We start from the raw sequence: 18,615 nt of genomic DNA, 5'->3' as shown, positions 1-18,615 counted from the left end.
GGGCCGCCGCCGACGACGCGCGACGCTCCGGCTCAGCGGGTGAGGCCCCGCTCCTCACCGTGCCCGGCCCGGCCCACCGCGCCCGGGCCCGGCTCAGCGGGCGAGGCCGCCCTCCGGGCGCAGCAGGGCCAGCACGGTCAGGCCAAGGATCCGCAGGTCGAGGCGGAGCGAACGGTGTTCCACGTACCAGAGGTCGAGTTCGGTCCAGTCCGGCCGGGCGGGCGGGCGGCGGGCCTGGAGCTGGGCCCAGCCGGTCAGTCCGGGCCGGACGTCGAGCCGACCGCGCTCGCGGCGGGAGTAACGGACCACCTGGTCGGGGCGGACGGGCCGGGGGCCGATCACCCCCATCTCGCCGCGGGCGACGTTCCACAGCCGGGGCAGCTCGTCCAGGCCGGTCCGGCGGAGCAGGACGCCGAGCCGCCCGCCCCGACTGGTCCGGAAGCGGAGGATCTGGAACTCCCGGCCGTGCCGTCCGGCCCGGGTCAGCCGCAGGAGCACCGGGCCGCGCGCCGAGCAGCGGAGCAGGGCGGCGATCACCAGGGCCAGCGGGAGCGCGACGATCCCGGCCAGGGCGGCGAGGGCGAGGTCCCCGCCGCGCCTCATCCGGCGGACACGGTGGTACGCGGTGCGCCGTCCGGCTTCCTGCCGGGCTCTCCGCCCGATCCTCGTTCTCTGCCCGGTTCTCCGCCCGGATCGGACGTGGCGCTGCCGCCCATCTCTTCCCCTCCACGGCACCGTCGAGCCGCAAGAACGCATTCACAGTAGAGGCGCCCTGGAGCCGCTGCCCGGGAATGGTGAAAGAAGAGGGCAGAAGAATGTCCGACAGGCCGAAATTCGGTCGATCTGACCAATATCGCTCGATCTGCCGTTCGGAATGCCGAGGACAATCGAAGTACGGCTGTCCGTCGAAGGCCGGCCAGGCGCCGAGGCGGTTAGAGCGCGGCGCCCCGGCGGTAGCGCAGCAGCCCGAACGCGATCCGGCCGAGCAGCAGCACCCCCGCGGCCAGACAGCCCGCCACCGCCATCGCCCAGGCCGGACCGTCACTGTCCGGAACGATCACCGCCACCACGATGCCCAGCGCCAGGCAGGCCAAGCCCACCACCGCCAGCGGAAGCTGGTGGGTGACCAGGGCGCCACCACTCCACGCACGGGCCATCCGGGTCGCGCCGTGCAGGTGGAAGGGATCACGGTCCGCATCTGCCATGAGCCCAAGGTACCCCCGGCGAACGCCGGAGGCAGCCCGCAGGGAGTGAACGTTCGACCACCCGGTGCGACCGGTCCGCCGACCTCGCCGTGGGCCCCCGCGACCCGGCCCCGGTCGTGCATTCCGGCTCCACAATCAGTCCACATCAGTCCACATCAGTCCACGAAAAATCCTCGTCCCCCCGGTACAACCATCCGCTCCGTGCAGCGGTCTCAATGGCATTGAGCGATCCAGGAGCCGTTCGCGGGAAGGGTGCGAGCCCCCACCGCGGACCGGAATACCCAGGAGGCGGAGCCGCCGCCCCCTGGAGTCGGAGGCCGGGCTCCGTCCTCCGACGGTACCGCCACGCCGCTCGGCGACCGAGGGGGAACCGTGCCGCAGTCCCAGTCCACCACGTCGATGTCCATGGCCCCCACCAGGCCCGCCCCGTTCGTGCGGCCGCTGCCGACGACCACCCGCCGCCGCCCGACCGCCGACCGGGGCCGGGCGGACGCACGGGGCGAATGGCTGCGGTTCGCCCCCGTCCAACCCCTGTTCCGCGCCCGCGCCGCACAACGCCTCGCCGTCCTCGCCTACCACGGCGTCACCGACCACCGGTCCTTCGGCGCCCAGCTCGACCGGCTCCGAAGACTCGCCACCCCGGTCTCGCTCACCGCCGTCCTCCAAGCCGTCACCGAACAGCGGCCACTGCCGCCCCGCAGCGTCCTGGTCACCTTCGACGACGCCGACCGCAGCGTCCTCACCCACGCCCTGCCCGCCCTCGACGCCCGCGACATCCCCGCCACCGCCTTCGTCATCTCCGAACTCATCGGCACCGAACGCCCCTTCTGGTGGCACGAGGCCGACTTCCTCGCCCGGCACGGCGGCCGCGCCCGCTCGCTCGACTGCGGGCACCCCTCCCAGCTGCTCCCCCGGCTCAAGGCCATGCCCGACCCCGACCGGCGGCGCAGCCTGCACGAACTACGGGTCAGCGCCGACCGCCGACCGCCCCGCCAAGAGCAGCTCACCCCCGCCGACCTGCTCGCCCTGCGCGACGGCGGCGTCGCCATCGGCAACCACACCCAGGGGCACCCCTGCCTCGGCCGCTGCGACGACGCCACCGTCCGCGCCGAGATCACCGGCGCCCACGACGCCCTCACCCGCTGGCTCGGCGAACCCCCCATCGCCTTCGCCTACCCCGACGGCGGGCACGACCCGCGCGCCGAAACCGTCCTGCAGGAGCTCGGCTACCGCCTCGGCTTCCTCTCCGACCACCGGCTCGGCCCCCGCATCCCCTCCCACCCGCTCCAGATCAGCCGCCTCCAGGTCGACTCCACCACCAGCACCCGCCGCTTCGACACCATCCTCTCCGGCCTCGAACCCGCCTACCGCCGCTGGCGCCGCCAAGCCGTCGCCTGATCCGGCGGGGTCCCGCCAGGGTCAGGGCCCGGGCCGGAGCCTGACGGGAGCCTGGCGGGGCCAAAATGAGCCCGCCGCAGCGACCTCGCGCGGGAAGTCCGGCCAGCCGACTTCCCGCGCCGGGGGCAGGCTCCCACCATCCATCGACCCGGACGCTCCCGCGCCCCGCCGGAAGGCTGGGCGCGGCGACCACGGGGCGAAACTTGGCCCTGCCGCCCGCCTCGCCGCCACCCACCACGGCACCCCCGCGCCCGCTGCTCCGGCCGGCCTCCGAGCCGAAGGGCAAGGGCTCGCCCCTGGTGCGCCGCGCAGGAAGTCGGGCCGGCCGACTTCCGCGGATCAGCCGCCCCGGAGCACACGGCCTCAGCGGAAGGCCAGGGCCATCGCCATGGGGCAAAACTTGGCCCGACACCCACCCCACAGCCACCCACCCCGGCAACCCCGCGCCCCCTCCCCTCCGACCGGCCCGAAGAAGGTCAGGGGCAAAGATTTGCCCCTCGGCTCGCGGCACGGAAAGTCGAGCGGGCCGACTTCCTGGTACCGCTTCCTGGCGCCTCGTCGGCCGCCACCCCGGGTGAGGCTCGGTGACGGCCCCACCGACTCGCAGCTCCGCCCGGCCTCCGGGGACGCAGGAAGTCGGGTCGGCCGACTTCCCGCGCCGGGAGCCGCCGCCCCTCGGCGACGCGGGTCGTGCCGCCGACCTTCCGTTCCGACCGGACATCGAGGCCAAGGACGAGGCCTGCCCCCCGCCACGGGAAGTCGGCCCGCTCGACTTCCCGTGCCGGGGAAGGCGTCTCACCATCGCCCGCCCCGGATGGATGTGTTCAGCGACGGCGGCCGTCTGCTGGGGATGAGGGGCGGGCAGGCGGGGGCAAAACTTAGCCCGGCGGCGGAGGGGGCGGGTCCAGGGGTGTGGTCGGCGGCGGCGAGGAGGCGGATGGGGAGTTCCTTGTCCGCCTGTCCGCTGGTCAGGCGGAGCCAGCAGCTGCGGGCCTGGAGGGTCCGGACGTGCAGGGTGACGGCCTGCCGGCGGAGGTGGTCGAGAAAGGCCCGGCGAGCAGGCCGTCGACCACCGCGCGGTGCTCCGAGAGGGCGGTGGAGGTCACGCCGGGAGCGTGCTGCGCATCAGGGCGGCGAGGGCGCGTCCCTGGGGGTAGAGGAGTGCGGCCGGGGGGAGGGCGGCGGGGGCGCCGGCGTGGAGCACGGTGATGGTGCCGGCGCCGGCGCCGGTGCGGGTGGGATCGGTGGCGCGGCGCAGGGCCTGGGCGGCGACGGCGTCGGCGGAGCCGTGCAGGGTGAGCCCCGGGGCCGCGGTGGGGGCGACGGCGGCGCGGATGCGGTCGGCGACGAGTTCGTAGTGCGTGCAGCCGAGGACGATCGCGGCGGTGCCGGCCGGGGTGCGGGCGGCGGCGTCGGCGATGGCGTCGATGATGCCGGCGTCGTCGCCGTGTTCGACGGCGTCGGCGAGGCCGGGGCAGGCGACCTCGGTCACGTCCGCGGTGCCGCCGAAGTCGCGGATCAGGCCGCGCTGGTAGGCGCTGCCGGTGGTGGCCGGGGTGGCCCAGATGGCGACGGGGCCGCCGAGGGCGGCGGCGGGTTTGATCGCCGGGACGGTGCCGACGACGGGCAGCCCGGGTTCGAGTTCGGCCCGGAGGGTGGCGAGCGCGTGGACGGAGGCGGTGTTGCAGGCGATGACCAGTGCGTCCGGTTCGAGCGCCGCGGCGGCGAGTGAGCAGCCGCGGGCGAGGTCGGTGACCTCTTCGGGGGTGCGCGGCCCCCAGGGCATCGAGGCCGGGTCGGAGGAGAGCACCAGATCGACGTCCGGGCGCAGCTTCCGAAGGGCGACGGCGGCGGCCAGCAGGCCGATTCCGGAGTCCATCAGTGCGATCTTCACGGGGCAAGACTTTAGTCGATCCGCCCGATCCGGCCGGTTCTGCGGCAGACTGCGGGAGTGACCGTCCTGCTGTGGATCGCCGCGTTCTCCCTGCTGGTCTGGATCTGGTTGGCGTGCTGCCACGGGCTGTTCTGGCGCACCGATGTGCGGCTGCCGCCACGCCGTCCGCCGGTGCGCTGGCCGCAGGCGGCGGTGGTGGTGCCGGCCCGGGACGAGGCGCAGGTGCTGCCGGTGAGCCTGCCGACGCTGCTGGCGCAGAAGTACCCGGGGCGGGCGCGGGTGATCCTGGTGGACGACCACAGTTCGGACGGCACGGGCGCGGTGGCGGCGGAGCTGCGGACGATGGACGGGCTGGAACTGACCGTCACGACTCCTCCCCCGCTGCCGCCGGGGTGGACGGGCAAGTTGTGGGCGCTGCGGCACGGGGTGGAGCTGGCCGGTCCGGACGTCGAGTATCTGCTGCTGACGGACGCGGACATCGCGCACGGGCCGGACTCGCTGGCGGAGCTGGTGGCGGCGGCGGAGGGCAACGGGCTGGACCTGGTGTCGCAGATGGCCCGGCTGCGGGTGGAGACCGGCTGGGAGCGGCTGATCGTGCCGGCCTTCGTCTACTTCTTCGCGCAGCTGTACCCGTTCCGCCGGAGCAACCGGCCCGGTGGGCGGACGGCGGCCGCGGCGGGCGGCTGTTCGCTGGTGCGGCGGGAGGCGCTGGAGCGGGCCGGCGGGGTGGCCGCGATCCGGGACGCGGTGATCGACGACGTCTCGTTGGCCCGGGCGGTGAAGTCCTCGGGCGGGCGGACCTGGCTGGGGCTGGCCGGGGCGGTGGACAGCGTCCGGCCGTACCCGAGGCTGGAGCAGTTGTGGCGGATGGTGTCGCGCAGCGCCTACGCCCAGTTGCGGCATTCGCCGCTGCTGCTGCTCGGGACGGTGCTGGGGCTGGGGCTGGTGTACCTGGTGCCTCCGGTGGCGACGGTGGCCGGGCTGGTCGCGGGGACGCCGGCAGTGGCGGCGGCGGGCGGGGCGGCCTGGGCGCTGATGGCGGGCACCTACCTGCCGATGGTGCGGTACTACCGGCAGCCGGCGCCGGCCGTGCTGCTGCTGCCCTTCACGGCGGGGCTGTACCTGCTGATGACGGTGGACTCGGCGGTGCAGCACTGGCGGGGCCGGGGCGCGGCGTGGAAGGGCCGGACGTACTCACGGGCCTGAGCGTGCCGGGGCCCGAATTCGCGGGCGCGGCAGTCCGGTCGGCTCCATACTGCTCGGATGGACCGTCAGAGGATCTCCCGTCTCGCCCATGCCCACCACCCGATCGCGGCGCCGCTGACGGACGAGTCGGTGGCCCTGCTGCTGGAGCGCGCGACCGCCGGGGCGGCGGACGGCCGGGCGCTGGACCTCGGCTGCGGCGAGGGGGCGTGGCTGGTCCGGGCGCTGGCGGCGCGTCCGCGCTGGCGGGCGGTGGGGGTGGATCTGGACGCGGCGGCGCTGACCCGGGCCAGGGAGGCGGCGACCGCGCTCGGCGTGGTGCGCCGGATCGGCCTGCACCACGTGGACGCACGGCAGTTCAGCTCGGTCGAGCCCTTCGACCTGGTGCTGTGCGTGGGTGCCACCCACGCCTTCGGCGGGCTGCTGCCGACGCTGGCGGCGGCCCGCGAGCACCTGGCCCCGGGCGGGCGGGTGCTGGTCGGCGAGGGCTTCTGGGAGCGGGAGCCGTCCCGGGCGGCCCTGGACGGGCTGGGCGGCGCGGCCCGGGACGACTACGCGGACCTGGCGACCACCACGGACCGGGTGCTGGCGGACGGCTGGACGCCGGTGTCCGGGTACGTGAGCAGCCGACAGGAGTGGGACGACTACGAGTTCGCCTGGACGGGTGCACTGGCCGAGTGGGCGCTGGAGCACCCGGACGACCCCGACGCGGCGGCCGCCCGGGAGGCCGCGGACCGGCACCGGCGGGAGTGGCTGCACGGCTACCGAGGGGAGTTCGGCTTCGTGACGTACCTGCTGCGCCGGGACTGAACGGCCCTCCGGGGCGGGGGCCGCCGGAGGGCCGTTCACCGGCCCGGGCCGGCGGCGGGCTCAGTGCCCGCGCAACTGCTCCTGCTGGACCAGGTAGTCGAGCACCTCGGGCATCGCCTCGACGCCGCCGGCCTTGCTCGGCGAGGTCCGGTACTCGCCCTGGACGACCACCGTCGGCAGCTCGTTGACGCCGTAGCGGACGAACTCGGCGGCGGCCTCGTCGACCGACCGCGCCACCTCGTCGGAGCGGTACGTCCGGCGGAAGAGCTGGGCGTCCACGCCGTGGCGCACCGCCCAGTCGGTGGCGGTGGCCTCGGTGGTGAGGTCCGCCTGGTCGGTGTGCACCGAGCGGAAGACGCTGCTCTGCAGGCGCTCGACCAGGCCCAGGCGCTCCAGCGTGTAGTACAGGCGCGCGTGGCCGCGCTGGGCGCCCTCATCCGGGCCGCCCTGCCAGATCGCCGGGACGCGCCGCAGGGCGACGTCCGCGCGGTGCTTCTCGGCCCAGGCCTGCAAGGGCTGTTCGAGCTGCTGGGAGTGGCCGCAGTCGTACCAGAAGAACTCGGCCGCCTCCGTACGGACGCTCTCGCGCACCGGCTGCGGATGGTCGAGCTTGACGAACTGGGCGCCCTCGGACGGGGGTTGGTGGGTCACCGCGGCGGCCTGGAGGGGGGATACGGCGATCCCGGCGGCGACGGCGAGCAGGACGGTGGACCGCAGCAGCGACTTCGAGTTCACACCGGGCAGTGTGCTGGCGACGGTTCGTTACCGTCGAGTTCGGCCGGGCGCGCTGGCCCGGATTCGCCCGATCGGCCCAGTCCGACGCGCACGCCGACACGCACTCCGACGCGCACTCCGACCCGTCGTCCGACCCGCCGCCGCTGGTGGTCACGAGCCGGTGCGCACCCCCGGCGCGCCGCCCGCCCACACCTCCGCGACCAGGCCCTGCCAGGCGTCCACCACGGCGCCGAGCTCGAAGTGCTCCAGCGCGTGCGCCCGGGCGGCCGCGCCGAGGCCCGCGCGGTTGCACGCCAGCACCTTGGCCAGCGCCTCGGCGAGGGCGAGCGGGTCCCCGGGGGCGACGAGTGCGCCGGTGGCGCCGTCGCGGACCACCTCGCGCACCCACCCGACGTCGGTGGCGACGGCCGGCACGCCGGCCAGCGCCGCCTCGATCAGCGCGCCGGGCACGCCCTCGCTGTCGCTGGTGAGCAGCAGCGCGTCGGCGGCCCGGTAGAGCGGCGCCGGGTCGGGCAGGGCGCCGAGGAAGTGGGCGCGGGCGGCGGCCGGGTGGCGGGCCAGCGTCTCGCGCAGCGGGCCGTCCCCGGCGATGGCGAGCCGGACGTCCGGGAGGCGGTCGAGGACGTCGAGGGCGAGGTCGAGCCGCTTCTCCGGGGCGATCGCGCCGATCCAGGCGACCAGCAGGACATCGGCGGGCAGGCCGAGCGCGCGCCGGGCGGCACGCCGGTCGGCCCGGCCGTCGGCGGGCGGATAGCTCTCGGCGGCTCGGGAGTTGGGGATCACGTGCACCTTGCCGTCGGGCAGCCGGAACTGCCCCTCCAGGACGGCGCGGGCCTCACCGGTGAGCGTGGTGACGGCGGCCGCGCGGTGCATCAGCGCGCCACCGCGCACCCGGCGCAGCCGGTTCGCCGTCCAGTAGCGGGGGTGGCCGACGGAGACGTAGACGAAGGGGGTGCGGGTCCCGGCCAGGGCGAGGGCGCAGGCCGCCAGGGTGTCGGAGCCGTGGGCGAGGACCACGTCGGCGGCGCGGGCGGCCGCGCGCAGCGCCCGCAGGGTGCCGGGGCGCAGCCGGCCGGAGCCGAGGACGGCGGCGCGTAAGTCCTCCTCGTCGGCGCAGGCGCCGGGGTGCGGGTCGGGCTGCCGGTCGAGCCCGTCGGGGCGGGCGCCCGGACCGGCGCCGGCGCGAACTCCGGTGCGGTCCGCGGCGCGGGGCCCGGGGAGGAGGGGACCGGCGGGCCCGGCGGCCGGGTGCGGGGCGAGGGCGCACAGGGCGGAGGCCTGGCCCCGGCGGCGCAGTTCCCGGTGGAGGTCACGGGCGAAGTTCTGGGCGCCGCCGCGGCGTGGATCGCTGATCAGGTGCAGGACACGGGGACGGGTTCCGGCCGGGTCGGCCGACGTATGGTCGGGCATGGACCGACCTTGGCACAGCGCTCCGCGCCGTACAGCCCCTTCGCGCAACCTGGTGGTGGCCCGTGCGCCCGCGTGAATACACCTGATGTGCGCTGGTCGGCTGCGGCCGTGCGCTGGTTGCTCCCGTCGCGCGCCCCCATTCCGCCCCCTCTCGCCCTGTCCCACCCCGCCTCGCCTCGCCCCACCCCGGCGTCCGACCCCTGCCGCCGTACGGCTGGCGGGCCCGCCGACCACCTGCGATGCTGATCACCAGTCAGGGGGCGTCCGGCACGGGAGAACGGACGCGCCCGCAGCGGGCGGGGGTGGCCGGTGCAGGTGCTTCTGGTGGTCGACAGCGTGAACCGGGCCGGCGGGGCGGAGCGCGCCCTGGCCTCGATGGCTCCCCAACTGGTGCGCGCCGGCGTCACGTTGGACATCGCCTACCTGTACGACTCCCCCGGCGGCTGGCAGCCGGAGCTGACCGCGGCGGGCGCCGCCGTGTTCGGCGTCGGCCGGCCCACCGGGGCCGCCACCGCCGCCGCGCTGCGCCGGCTGATCCGCGAGCGCCGACCCGACCTCGTCCACACCGCCCGCCACGCCTCGGACGTGCTCGGCCGGGCCGCCGCCCTGGCCGCCCGTACCCCGGTGGTCTCCAGCCTGCTCGACCCGGCGTACGGGCCCGAGCAGTCGGCGGCGCACGGGTCGAGCCCCTGGCGGATGCGCACCGCGCAGGCCCTGGACGCGGCCACCGCCCAGGGCACCCGCCGCTTCCACGCGCTCACCCGGCACGTGGCCGGCACGATGGCGCGGCGGCTGCGCATACCCCGGCGGCGGATCGACGTGGTGCCGCGCGGGCTCGACCCGGAGCTGCTGGGCACGGCCACCCCGGAGCGGCGGGCCGCCGTGCGCGGCGCGCTGGAGCTGGCGCAGGACGTGCCGGTGGTGCTGGCTGCCGCCGGCCAGCACCACCGGAAGGGCCTGGACGTGCTGTTGGCGGCCTGGCCGGCGGTCCGGCGCGCGCAGCCGGAGGCCGTGCTGCTGCTCGCCGGCGCGGCGGGCCCGGAGAGCGCACGGCTGCGGGCGCTCGCCGAGTCCGCCGGGAGCGTCCGCCTGCTCGGGCCGCGCGAGGACGTGGCCGACCTGATGGCCGCCGCCGACGTGCTCGCCGTGCCGTCCCGCTGGGCGGGCCAGGGCGGCACGGCGATCGAGGCGATGGGTGTCGGGGTGCCGCTGGTCTGCGCGGACGTGCCGGCGCTGCGCGAGACGGTCGGCTCGGAGGACTACGCCCGGCTGGTGGCGCCGGAGCGGCCGGCCGAACTGGCGGCGGCGGTCGTCGACACGCTGGACGACCGGGCGGCGGCGCGGGTGCGGGCGAAGGCCGCGCGGGCGCGTTTCCTGGCCTCCTTCACGCTGCCTCAGGTGTCGGCGCACATGGTCGAGTTCTACGAGCGCGCGCTGCGGGTGCGCCCGCTCTGACCTCTCCGGCCTCACGGGGGTGCCACCAGCGCGCGGGCGGCTCGCCCGCCTTCGGTGGACGGGCAGTTCTGGGTGGGCAGGTGCCACCAGCGCGCGGGCGGCTCGCCCGGGCGGCCAGCCGGATCGACCCGTACGCGGAGCGCCCGGGCCCCGCCCGGCCCCGCCCGGCGGGTCCCACGGCCGGTTACGCGGATCGGGTGAACGCGGTTGGACCTCGGCCCGGCCCGGTCGGCAGGATGTCCGGCCGGGGCGCCCGTCGCGCTGCCTCATCTCCCCCTTCCCCGTACGGATTTGGAGTCACCCGGTGTTCAAGGGATTCCGCAGCTTCCTGCTGCGCGGCAACGTGGTGGACCTCGCAGTCGGCATCGTGATCGGCGCGGCCTTCACCGCCGTGGTCACCGGGTTCGTCACCGCCTTCCTCACCCCGCTCATCGGGGTCGCCACCGGCGCCGTCGGCGACTTCACCCAGAAGACCTTCGAGGTGGCCGGCACCCGGTTCCCGTACGGGGTCTTCGTCAACGCGCTGATCGGGTTCGTGCTGGTCGCCGCGGTGATCTACTTCGTCGTGGTGCTGCCGGTCGGCAAGCTGCAGGCGCGCTTCGAGTCGGCCAAGCCGGCGCCGGTCGCGAAGGTCGACTGCCCGGAGTGCCTGAGCCCGATCCCGGCCGCGGCGACCCGCTGTTCCTTCTGCACCTCGGAGGTCTCGGGCCGGCCGGGCCTCCCGGCGCAGGCACAGGCGTTGCAGGCGCGCTGACCACGGGCCCGAGGCCGCTGACGGGGACTTTATTCCCGAAACATTCACGAGCCCCCGTCGGACCGTCGGCGGGGGCTCGAATGCGCCGGCGCACGCCTGGTCCGCAAAAGTTTCTCCGGCAGGTCCCGAACCGTCCACCGCCCGGCCACCGCAAGGGTTCGCGGCGCCGCCGTCCGGGCGCTGTTCGATCACTGACGGCACCCCAAGGTTGTCCGGAGCTGAACGCCGGTATGTCCGTTCTTCCTACTTTCGAAACCTTTGTGCGAGCGAAGACTGTGTAAACAGTCGAACTGCTCCCCCTCCCGCTCTCCTCAGCAGGCGCGTTGTGGGCTTACCGTATGCCCCATGACCTCGCCCCGCTCCTACGACGGAGTCGGCTACCCCTCTCCGTCCTTCTCCTCCGGCACGCCGATCTACGACAGCCTCGTGGCTGAGCGCGGCGTCCCCCAGATCGCACCCATCAACGTGCCGGCCGCCCTGCCGCCGGCCCTGTCGTCCGGTTACGGGGCCAACGCCGGCCCGGCCTACGAGAACCGGTACGGCAACGGGTACGAGAGTGCCGGCAGCAACCTCCCCGCGCTGCCGCCCGCCCGCCTCGCCCTGGGCCCCGGCCCGAGCAGCGGCCCCTCCGCCGGTCCCGCCACGGCGTACATCCCCGCGCAGCCCGCGCCGGCGTACGCCTCCGCGCCCCAGCCGCCCGTCCCCGGCTACGGCGCCCCCCAGCAGTACCAGCGGCCGCAGCCCGCCGCACCGGCCTTCGCGCAGACCGCCAGCGGCGGCTACCAGCCGACCGGCGGCCAGAGCTTCGGCGGCCAGAACACCTTCATCGGCGGCCAGGGCGGCCAGCAGTCCTTCGGCGCGCAGCCGATCGGCGGTCCGGGCGCGTTCGGCCCCGGGCAGCCGGGCGGCCAGCCGCAGGGCGGTCCGCAGAGCTTCGGCGGCCAGCAGTCCTTCGGCGGCCCCGGCCCGGCCGGCCCCGGCTTCCAGGGCCAGGGCGGCGACCAGGGCTTCGGCGGCGCCCAGCTGCGCCCGGCCATGGCGCCGGTCCGCCCGATGCAGCCGCAGCGCCCGGGCCCGTACGGCGAGCCCGGCCAGAACGCCTACAACGCGGGGGGCCAGCAGGGCGGCTACCAGCAGCAGGGCCAGGGCTACTGAGCCACTGACCTCCAGGGCCGGACCCCACCCGGCCCGCACCCGCACCACCTGAGCACCACCCGGCGCGCTCCTCGCGCCGGGCGTACGGAGAAACGGGTCATCCACGGACCGCCCGGAACGCCCCCCACGGCGTCCCGGGCGGTCCGTGCGCGTACGGGGGGCCTGCGGACCACCGGGAGCCGGCTGGCAGGATGGAGGAATGCAGCTCACCGGACTCCACGTCTACCCCGTCAAGTCCATGTACCGCCTGAGCCCGGACACCGCCGCCGTCGAGCCCTGGGGCCTGACCGGAGACCGCCGCTGGATGCTCGCCGACGCCACCGGACGCTTCGTCAGCCAGCGCGAGAACGCCGCCCTCGGCCAGATCCGGCCCGGCCTGCTCCCCGACGGCGCGCTCGCCCTCACCGCCCCCGACGGCTCCCGGATCGAGATCCCCGCACCCGCCGTCGCAGCCGGCGACCCGCTCGCCGAGGTCGAGGTCTGGGGCACCCGCTTCCGCGCCGCCGAGGCCGCCGAGGAAGCGCACCGGTGGATCGCCGAACACCTCGGCGACTACCGCCTGGTCCACCTGGACGACCCGCACGCCCGGCCGGCCGACCCCGACTACGCCGAGCCCGGCACCACCGTCTCGATGGCCGACGGCTTCCCCCTGCTGCTCACCACCACCGCCTCGCTGGAGCGGCTCAACGAGCTGATCGCCGCCGAGCACCCGGACGGCCACGAGCCGCTGCCGATGGAGCGCTTCCGCCCCAACGTCGTGGTGGGCGGCGCCGAGCCGTGGGCCGAGGACGGCTGGCGCCGGATCCGGATCGGCGACCTCGCCTTCAAGGTGGTCAAGCCCTGCGGCCGCTGCGTCATCACCACCACCGACCAGGAGAGCGGCGAGCGGCGCGGCCCCGAACCGCTGCGCACCCTGGCCCGGCACCACCGGCTGCTGAAGAAGGCCGCGTTCGGGCAGAACCTGATCCCGGAGCGGCCGGCCGGCACCACCGGCGACGTGCTCGGCACCCTGCGCGTCGGCGACCGGGTCGAGGTGCTGGAGGACGGGGCGCAGTGGCCCGCCGACGCGCGTCGGTGAACCGGCGCGCCGGGTCACCGACGCCACCGGCCGACCCCGTGGCCGCCCCCGTGGCCGGTCCCGCGGCCGGTCCCCGCCTCGGAACCACGGGTGTGCGCGCTCGTTGAACATGTGGTCGGAACCTGTGGCGAAGGCGCGAGCCCCCGGTGCCCGCGCGACCGCGGCCGACCGGACCACCCATGGAGGCGCGCTACGGTGGGCGGGCGGCCCGCGCGTACGGCCCGTTGAACGCCGGCTCGACGAAGGTGGGGACGACAGACCGTCATGGCAGAGCACAGGGTCCGGGTCACCCAGGACAGCGCATCCCGCTGGCGCCGCCGCGCAGGCGAGTACGACACCCTCGCGGAGGCCCTCGCGGCCGCCGAACCGGGCGACACCGTGACCGTCCGCCCGGGGACGTTCCGGGAGAACGTGCTGCTGGACAAGCCGGTGACGATCGTCCCGGCCCAGGGCCCGGGCACCGTCCGGATCGACCCGCCGTCCGGAGTGGCGCTGACCGTCACCGCCGACGCCACCGTCCGCGACCTGGTCGTCGAAGGCGGCGACAGCTCCACCCCGGCCGTCCTGATCTCCGGGCCGCAGACCGCACCCGCGCTCAGCGGCTGCCGGATCGAGACCCGCTCCGCCACCGGCATCGAGATCACCGACGGCGCCCGGCCCACCCTGCGCGGCTGCGTCGTCGCCAACCCGGCCGGACTCGGGCTGCGCCTGCGCGGCCCGGGCACCGCCGCCGCCCTGGAGGACTGCGAGGTCGCCGCCGCCGGCCAGGCCGGACTCGCCGTCCTCGGCGGCGCCACCGCCGCCCTCGAACGCTGCCGGGTCCACCACGCCGCCGGCGCCGGCGTCCTGATCTCCGACCCGGGCAGCGCAGCCGAACTGACCGGCTGCGAGATCTACGAGATCCGCGGCAGCGGCGTCCAGGCCGAGGCGCAGGCCGGCGGGCGGCTCGTCGACTGCGAGATCCACCGGGTCACCGGCAACGGCCTGACCCTGGACGGCGAGGCCGAACTCGTCCTGACCGGCTGCCGGGTGCACGACCTGCCGGAGAACGGCGCCGACCTGCGCGGCCGCTCCCGGCTCAGCCTCACCCACAGCACCGTCCGGGACTTCGGGCGCGGGGCGCTCTCGGTCTGGGACCAGGGCACCGAGGCCGTCGCCGAGTCCTGCCAGATCCACGGCTCCACCGGCGAGTACCCGGCGCTGTGGGTCAGCGACGGCGCCCGGCTCACCCTCACCGACTGCTCGCTGTACGACCTGCCGGACGCGCTGTTCGTCCTCGACCGGGACTCCGCCGCCACCGCCGCGGACTGCTCCTTCAGCCGGATCCGCAGCTCGGCGGTCTCGGTCAGCGGCGGCGCGGCGGTGACCCTCACCGGCTGCCGGGTCCAGGAGGCCGGCACCGGCCTGTGGTTCCGCGACCACGGCAGCGGCGGACTGCTCACCGGCTGCGAGATCTCCGACGTGGCCACCGGAGTGATCGTCACCAAGGGCGCCGACCCGGTGCTGCGCGACTGCACCGTCCGGTCCAGCACCGACGCCGGCGTGTACGTCTCGGCGCAGGGGCGGGGCACCTTCGAGGACTGCCGGGTCTCGCACGGCAAGGGCTTCGGCTTCCACATCATCGACGGCTGCCGCACCCAGCTGACCCGCTGCCGGGCCGAACAGAACGAGCGGGCCGGCTTCGAGTTCTCCGAGCCCGGGCCGGTCGCCGAGGGCTGCACCTCCGACGACGTCGGACCGGCCGCCGGCGCGGCCGAGGTGCCGGGCCCGCGGACCGCCCAACTGGCGTCCGCCACCGCCCCGTTGGCCGGCCGGGCCGGTGCCGCCGTCTCCGCCGCCGCGCCCGCCGCCGCCTCGACGATCGCCCCGATCCCGGACTGCCGGCCCGCCGACGAGGCGCTCGCCGAACTGGACGCGCTGGTCGGGCTGGCCACCGTCAAGCAGGAGGTGCGCACGCTCATCGACCTGATCTCGGTCGGCAAGCGCCGCCGCCAGGCCGGGCTCAAGGCACCCTCGCTGCGCCGGCACCTGGTTTTCACCGGCGCCCCCGGCACCGGCAAGACCACCGTCGCCCGGCTCTACGGCGAGATCCTCGCCTCGCTCGGGGTGCTCCAGCGCGGACACCTGGTCGAGGTGGCCCGGGTCGACCTGGTCGGCGAGCACATCGGCTCCACCGCGATCCGCACCGCCGCCGCCTTCGACCGCGCGCGCGGCGGGGTGCTCTTCATCGACGAGGCGTACGCGCTCGCTCCCGAGGACGGCGCGCGCGACTTCGGGCGGGAGGCCATCGACACCCTGGTCAAGTTGATGGAGGACCACCGGGACGAAGTGGTCGTCATCGTGGCCGGCTACACCCTGGAGATGGAGCGCTTCCTCTCCGCCAACCCGGGTGTCTCGTCCCGTTTCTCACGCACCATCACCTTTCCCGACTACACGGCGGACGAGCTGCTGGAGATCGCCCGGGCCCAGTGCGCCGAGCACGAGTACGCGCTCGCCGAGGCGACCGAGGGCGTGCTGCTGGACCACTTCGCCCGGCTGGAGCGCGGCCCCAGCTTCGGTAACGGCCGCACCGCGCGGCAGGTCTTCGAGACCATGATCGAGCGGCACGCGATGCGGGTCGCCCACCTCTCGGACCCCTCGACGGAGGAGCTCCAACTCCTCGTCCCGGCCGACCTGCCGGGCGCGCCGCTGCCCTGACGCCGGGAACCCGCCACTGCGGCGCCGACCTCGCGGGTGGATGGGCGGGGGTGGCGGCGGGGGTGGGGGTGGCGAACAGATAACAGAGTCTGAAATCTGTTATCTGAAATCTGTTCGCTGTTATCTGTTCGCTGTCACTTGTCCGCCGCCGGCCGTCCGCCCGGGTCGGCGTCAGCCCACCCAGGCGCCGCCGGCGAGGAAGGACTCCAGCGCGGCCCGGTACGGCGCGATGTCGATCCGCTCACCGGCCAGCCAGTCGTCCGAGTAGTACTTGTCCAGGTAGCGGTCGCCCGGGTCGCAGATCAGGCCGACCACACTGCCCCGCCGCCCCGCCGCCCGCATCTCGGCGACGATCTTCAGCGCGCTCCACAGCCCCGTCCCGGTGGACGCCCCCGCCTTCTTCCCGAGCACCTGCTCCAGCACCCGCACGGCGGCGACGGAGGCGGCGTCCGGCACCTTCATCATCCGGTCGATCGCCCCCGGGACGAAGCTCGGCTCCATCCGGGGCCGTCCGATGCCCTCGATCCGCGAGCCCCGGTCGCAGACGGCGTCCGGGTCGTGGTGCACCCAGCCGTCGAAGAAACAGGAGTTCTCCGGGTCGGCGACGCAGATCCGGGTGTCGTACTGCATGTAGTGCACGTACCGGGCGATGGTCGCCGAGGTGCCGCCCGTCCCGGCGGTGGCGACGATCCAGGCCGGCTCGGGGTGCGGCTCCAGGCGCAGCTGCGCAAAGACCGACTCGGCGATGTTGTTGTTGCCGCGCCAGTCGGTGGCGCGCTCGGCGTAGGTGAACTGGTCCATGTAGTGCCCGCCAGTGTTCTCGGCGAGCCGGGCGGAGGCCTCGTACACCTCGTCCGGGCGGTCGACCAGGTGGCACTCGCCGCCGTGGAACTCGATCAGGTCGATCTTGGACTGGCTGGTGCTCTTGGCCATGACGGCGATGAACGGCACCCCGACGAGCTGCGCGAAGTACGCCTCGGAGACGGCGGTGGAGCCGCTGGAGGCCTCGATCACCGGCTTGCCGGGGCGGATCCAGCCGTTGCAGAGCCCGTGGAGGAAGAGCGAGCGGGCCAGGCGGTGCTTGAGCGAGCCGGTCGGGTGGGTGGACTCGTCCTTGAGGTAGAGGTCGATCCCCCACTCGCTCGGCAGCGGGAAGCGCAGCAGGTGGGTGTCGGCGGAGCGGTTGGCGTCGGCCTGGACCTTGCGCACCGCCTCCTTGAGCCAGGCGCGGTACTGCGGGTCGGTCCGGTCGACGTCGACGGTCGGCTCGATGCCGCCCGTTCCACCGGACTGGGTCCCGCCGGGTTGGGTGCTCATGGCCACTCTCCCTCGTTACGACCCCCCACTGCTCACTACGAGTGTAGGAGAGTCACGATAAGTGACCTTTTCTGGAGTTCCAGCTTCCGCTTATCGCCGCTGGCCCGACGCCCGACCCCGGCCCCGGCCCCGGCCCCAGCCCCAGCCCCAGCCCCGAGGCCCGACCCGGCACCCGGCACCCGGCACCCGGCACCCGGCACCCGGCAGCGTCAGCCCGCCGTCACCGATTGCGGGTCCGCCAGGTACGGCCCCCAGCCCAGTTCCGCCGCACCCGCGAGCGCACCGTGCGCCAGCTCCGCGCCGACGATCGGCACCCGTCCGCTGCGCCCCCACAGGCTGCGCTCGGCGACCACCGCGCGCAGCCGCTCGGGCGCGGCCTCCAGGAGGTCGAGGTGGAGCCCGCTGAGGACCACCCGGTCGGGGTTGAGGATGTTGGCGACGCCGGCGAGTCCGAGCCCGAGCCGGTCGATGACGTGCTCCACGGCGGCCCGCGCGCGTTCGTCGGTGGCGGCCGCCCGGCACAGCTCGCGCGCCTGGTCGAGCAGCGGGCGCCCCGGTTCGGGGGCGAGCCCGGCGGCGGCGAACAGCGCGTCGGGGTCGGTCTCGGAGTTCAGGCAGCCCCGGTTGCCGCACGGGCAGAGGCGGCCCTGCGGGTCGACGGTGAGGTGGCCGACCTCCAGGGCCAGCCCGGCGCTGCCGGTGTGCAGGTGGCCGTCGATCACCAGCGCGCCGCCGACGCCGCGGTGGCCGGAGGTGACCAGGAGCAGGTGGCGGGCGCCGCGCCCGGCGCCGTGCCGGTACTCGGCGAGCGCGGCGAGGTTGGCGTCGTTGGCGAGGGCGGTGGGCAGCGGCCGGCGGGCGCCGGGGCCGTGGTCGGCGCGGCCCACCTCGACGTCGTACAGGTCGGCGACCGGGGTGCCGCTGGGCCAGGCGAAGTGCAGTGCGGCAAGCGCGGCGCCGTCCGGTTCGGTGACCGGATTCGGCAGGGCGAGCGCGGCGCCGAGGCAGCGCCGGCTGGTCGCGCGGGCGAGTTCGGCGCCCGCCTCGGCGACGGCGCGCAGCATCCGGACCGGGTCGGTGGCGGCGGGCAGCGGCAGGTGGACGGGCGGGTCGAGCAGGCCGCCGAGGCCGGCCAGGGTGACGCTCAGCCCGTCGGCGTGGATCTGCCCGGCGACCACGACCGGGCCCTGCGGGTCGATCGCGAGCCGGTGCGAGGGGCGGCCGCGGCCGCCGCCGGCCGGTCGGGAGTCGACGGTGATCAGCCCGAGCGCCTCCAGTTCGGCCGTGACGGCCCCGGCGGTGGCCCGGGTGACGTCCAGCGCGCGGGTCAGTGCCGAGCGGGTGGGCGTCTGTCCGGTGTGGATGAGCGAGAGCGCGGGGCCGAGCAGCGTCCGACCGCGGTCGGGGGCCGCGCGGCGGTGGGCGTCGCGCTGCGCTTCGAGGTCGGTCCCGGAGCCTGGTCGCGGACTTGAAGGTGAGAGCTGCACGCCCCTATTGTGACTTT

15 protein-coding genes are annotated in these 18,615 nt (G+C 75.4%); 8 read left to right on the top strand and 7 right to left on the bottom strand.

Annotated features, from left to right (window positions below):
- Positions 1–93: 93 nt before the first annotated feature.
- The gene (locus ACIPLC_RS28340; RefSeq protein ID WP_400475848.1) at positions 94–603 is read right to left on the bottom strand and encodes a sugar transferase; all 510 of its coding nucleotides are present in this window, start codon (positions 601–603) and stop codon (positions 94–96) included.
- A 329-nt stretch (positions 604–932) separates the two neighbouring features.
- Entirely contained in the window at positions 933–1,205 is a 273-nt protein-coding gene (locus ACIPLC_RS28335) for a hypothetical protein (RefSeq protein ID WP_400475847.1), read from the bottom strand.
- Between the two features lie 372 nt (positions 1,206–1,577).
- On the opposite strand from ACIPLC_RS28335, the gene ACIPLC_RS28330 reads away from it, so the two are divergent.
- Entirely contained in the window at positions 1,578–2,603 is a 1,026-nt protein-coding gene (locus tag ACIPLC_RS28330; RefSeq protein WP_400475846.1) for a polysaccharide deacetylase family protein, read from the top strand.
- Between the two features lie 1,102 nt (positions 2,604–3,705).
- Here ACIPLC_RS28330 and ACIPLC_RS28325 read toward each other — a convergent pair.
- Positions 3,706–4,497: a glutamate racemase gene (locus ACIPLC_RS28325; RefSeq protein WP_400475845.1), complete on the bottom strand. Its 792-nt coding sequence runs from the start codon at positions 4,495–4,497 to the stop codon at positions 3,706–3,708.
- 66 nt (positions 4,498–4,563) lie between these two features.
- On the opposite strand from ACIPLC_RS28325, the gene ACIPLC_RS28320 reads away from it, so the two are divergent.
- Positions 4,564–5,703 (top strand): glycosyltransferase, encoded by a 1,140-nt coding sequence (locus ACIPLC_RS28320; RefSeq protein WP_400475885.1) that lies wholly within the window; start codon positions 4,564–4,566, stop codon positions 5,701–5,703.
- 57 nt (positions 5,704–5,760) lie between these two features.
- On the top strand, positions 5,761–6,510 hold the full coding sequence (locus ACIPLC_RS28315; RefSeq protein WP_400475844.1) for an SAM-dependent methyltransferase: 750 nt from the start codon (positions 5,761–5,763) through the stop codon (positions 6,508–6,510).
- Between the two features lie 60 nt (positions 6,511–6,570).
- Here the strand turns inward: ACIPLC_RS28315 and ACIPLC_RS28310 are convergent, their stop codons facing one another.
- Complete coding sequence (locus tag ACIPLC_RS28310; protein ID WP_400475843.1) at positions 6,571–7,245, bottom strand: thiol:disulfide interchange protein DsbA/DsbL; 675 nt, start codon at positions 7,243–7,245, stop codon at positions 6,571–6,573.
- 150 nt (positions 7,246–7,395) lie between these two features.
- Positions 7,396–8,655, bottom strand: a complete 1,260-nt coding sequence (locus tag ACIPLC_RS28305; RefSeq protein WP_400475842.1) for a glycosyltransferase family 4 protein — start codon at positions 8,653–8,655, stop codon at positions 7,396–7,398.
- Positions 8,656–8,979: 324 nt separating this feature from the next.
- Between ACIPLC_RS28305 and ACIPLC_RS28300 the strand changes: the two genes are divergently transcribed.
- From ACIPLC_RS28300 to ACIPLC_RS28280, 5 genes are all read left to right on the top strand, one after another.
- Positions 8,980–10,110 (top strand): glycosyltransferase family 4 protein, encoded by a 1,131-nt coding sequence (locus ACIPLC_RS28300; RefSeq protein WP_400475841.1) that lies wholly within the window; start codon positions 8,980–8,982, stop codon positions 10,108–10,110.
- 304 nt (positions 10,111–10,414) lie between these two features.
- Positions 10,415–10,864: a large conductance mechanosensitive channel protein MscL gene (gene mscL, locus ACIPLC_RS28295; RefSeq protein WP_400475840.1), complete on the top strand. Its 450-nt coding sequence runs from the start codon at positions 10,415–10,417 to the stop codon at positions 10,862–10,864.
- 345 nt (positions 10,865–11,209) lie between these two features.
- On the top strand, positions 11,210–12,019 hold the full coding sequence (locus ACIPLC_RS28290) for a DUF6643 family protein (RefSeq protein WP_400475839.1): 810 nt from the start codon (positions 11,210–11,212) through the stop codon (positions 12,017–12,019).
- Between the two features lie 199 nt (positions 12,020–12,218).
- The gene (locus ACIPLC_RS28285) at positions 12,219–13,097 is read left to right on the top strand and encodes an MOSC domain-containing protein (RefSeq protein ID WP_400475838.1); all 879 of its coding nucleotides are present in this window, start codon (positions 12,219–12,221) and stop codon (positions 13,095–13,097) included.
- A gap of 264 nt (positions 13,098–13,361) precedes the next feature.
- Positions 13,362–15,794: a right-handed parallel beta-helix repeat-containing protein gene (locus tag ACIPLC_RS28280; protein WP_400475837.1), complete on the top strand. Its 2,433-nt coding sequence runs from the start codon at positions 13,362–13,364 to the stop codon at positions 15,792–15,794.
- Between the two features lie 171 nt (positions 15,795–15,965).
- On the opposite strand, the gene ACIPLC_RS28275 is transcribed toward ACIPLC_RS28280, so the two are convergent.
- Positions 15,966–17,111: a PLP-dependent cysteine synthase family protein gene (locus tag ACIPLC_RS28275; RefSeq protein WP_400475836.1), complete on the bottom strand. Its 1,146-nt coding sequence runs from the start codon at positions 17,109–17,111 to the stop codon at positions 15,966–15,968.
- A gap of 209 nt (positions 17,112–17,320) precedes the next feature.
- Entirely contained in the window at positions 17,321–18,598 is a 1,278-nt protein-coding gene (locus tag ACIPLC_RS28270; protein WP_400475835.1) for an ROK family protein, read from the bottom strand.
- Between the last annotated feature and the right edge of the window lie 17 nt (positions 18,599–18,615).

Origin of the sequence: Kitasatospora sp. NPDC086801 (assembly GCF_044745805.1) — a bacterium.
Taxonomy (GTDB): Bacteria; Actinomycetota; Actinomycetes; order Streptomycetales; family Streptomycetaceae; genus Kitasatospora.
The sequence above is the reverse complement of the archived record's forward strand: the minus strand, read 5'-3'. Positions and strand labels throughout refer to the sequence as shown.

What these genes read in the sequence shown, in the direction of transcription:
- ACIPLC_RS28315 (WP_400475844.1), top strand. Translation starts at nt 5,761, where the DNA reads ATGGACCGTCAGAGGATCTCCCGTCTCGCCCATGCCCACCACCCGATC.
- ACIPLC_RS28280 (WP_400475837.1), top strand. Translation starts at nt 13,362, where the DNA reads ATGGCAGAGCACAGGGTCCGGGTCACCCAGGACAGCGCATCCCGCTGG.
- ACIPLC_RS28305 (WP_400475842.1), bottom strand. Translation starts at nt 8,655, where the DNA reads ATGCCCGACCATACGTCGGCCGACCCGGCCGGAACCCGTCCCCGTGTC.
- ACIPLC_RS28335 (WP_400475847.1), bottom strand. Translation starts at nt 1,205, where the DNA reads ATGGCAGATGCGGACCGTGATCCCTTCCACCTGCACGGCGCGACCCGG.
- ACIPLC_RS28275 (WP_400475836.1), bottom strand. Translation starts at nt 17,111, where the DNA reads ATGAGCACCCAACCCGGCGGGACCCAGTCCGGTGGAACGGGCGGCATC.
- ACIPLC_RS28285 (WP_400475838.1), top strand. Translation starts at nt 12,219, where the DNA reads ATGCAGCTCACCGGACTCCACGTCTACCCCGTCAAGTCCATGTACCGC.
- ACIPLC_RS28290 (WP_400475839.1), top strand. Translation starts at nt 11,210, where the DNA reads ATGACCTCGCCCCGCTCCTACGACGGAGTCGGCTACCCCTCTCCGTCC.
- ACIPLC_RS28340 (WP_400475848.1), bottom strand. Translation starts at nt 603, where the DNA reads ATGAGGCGCGGCGGGGACCTCGCCCTCGCCGCCCTGGCCGGGATCGTC.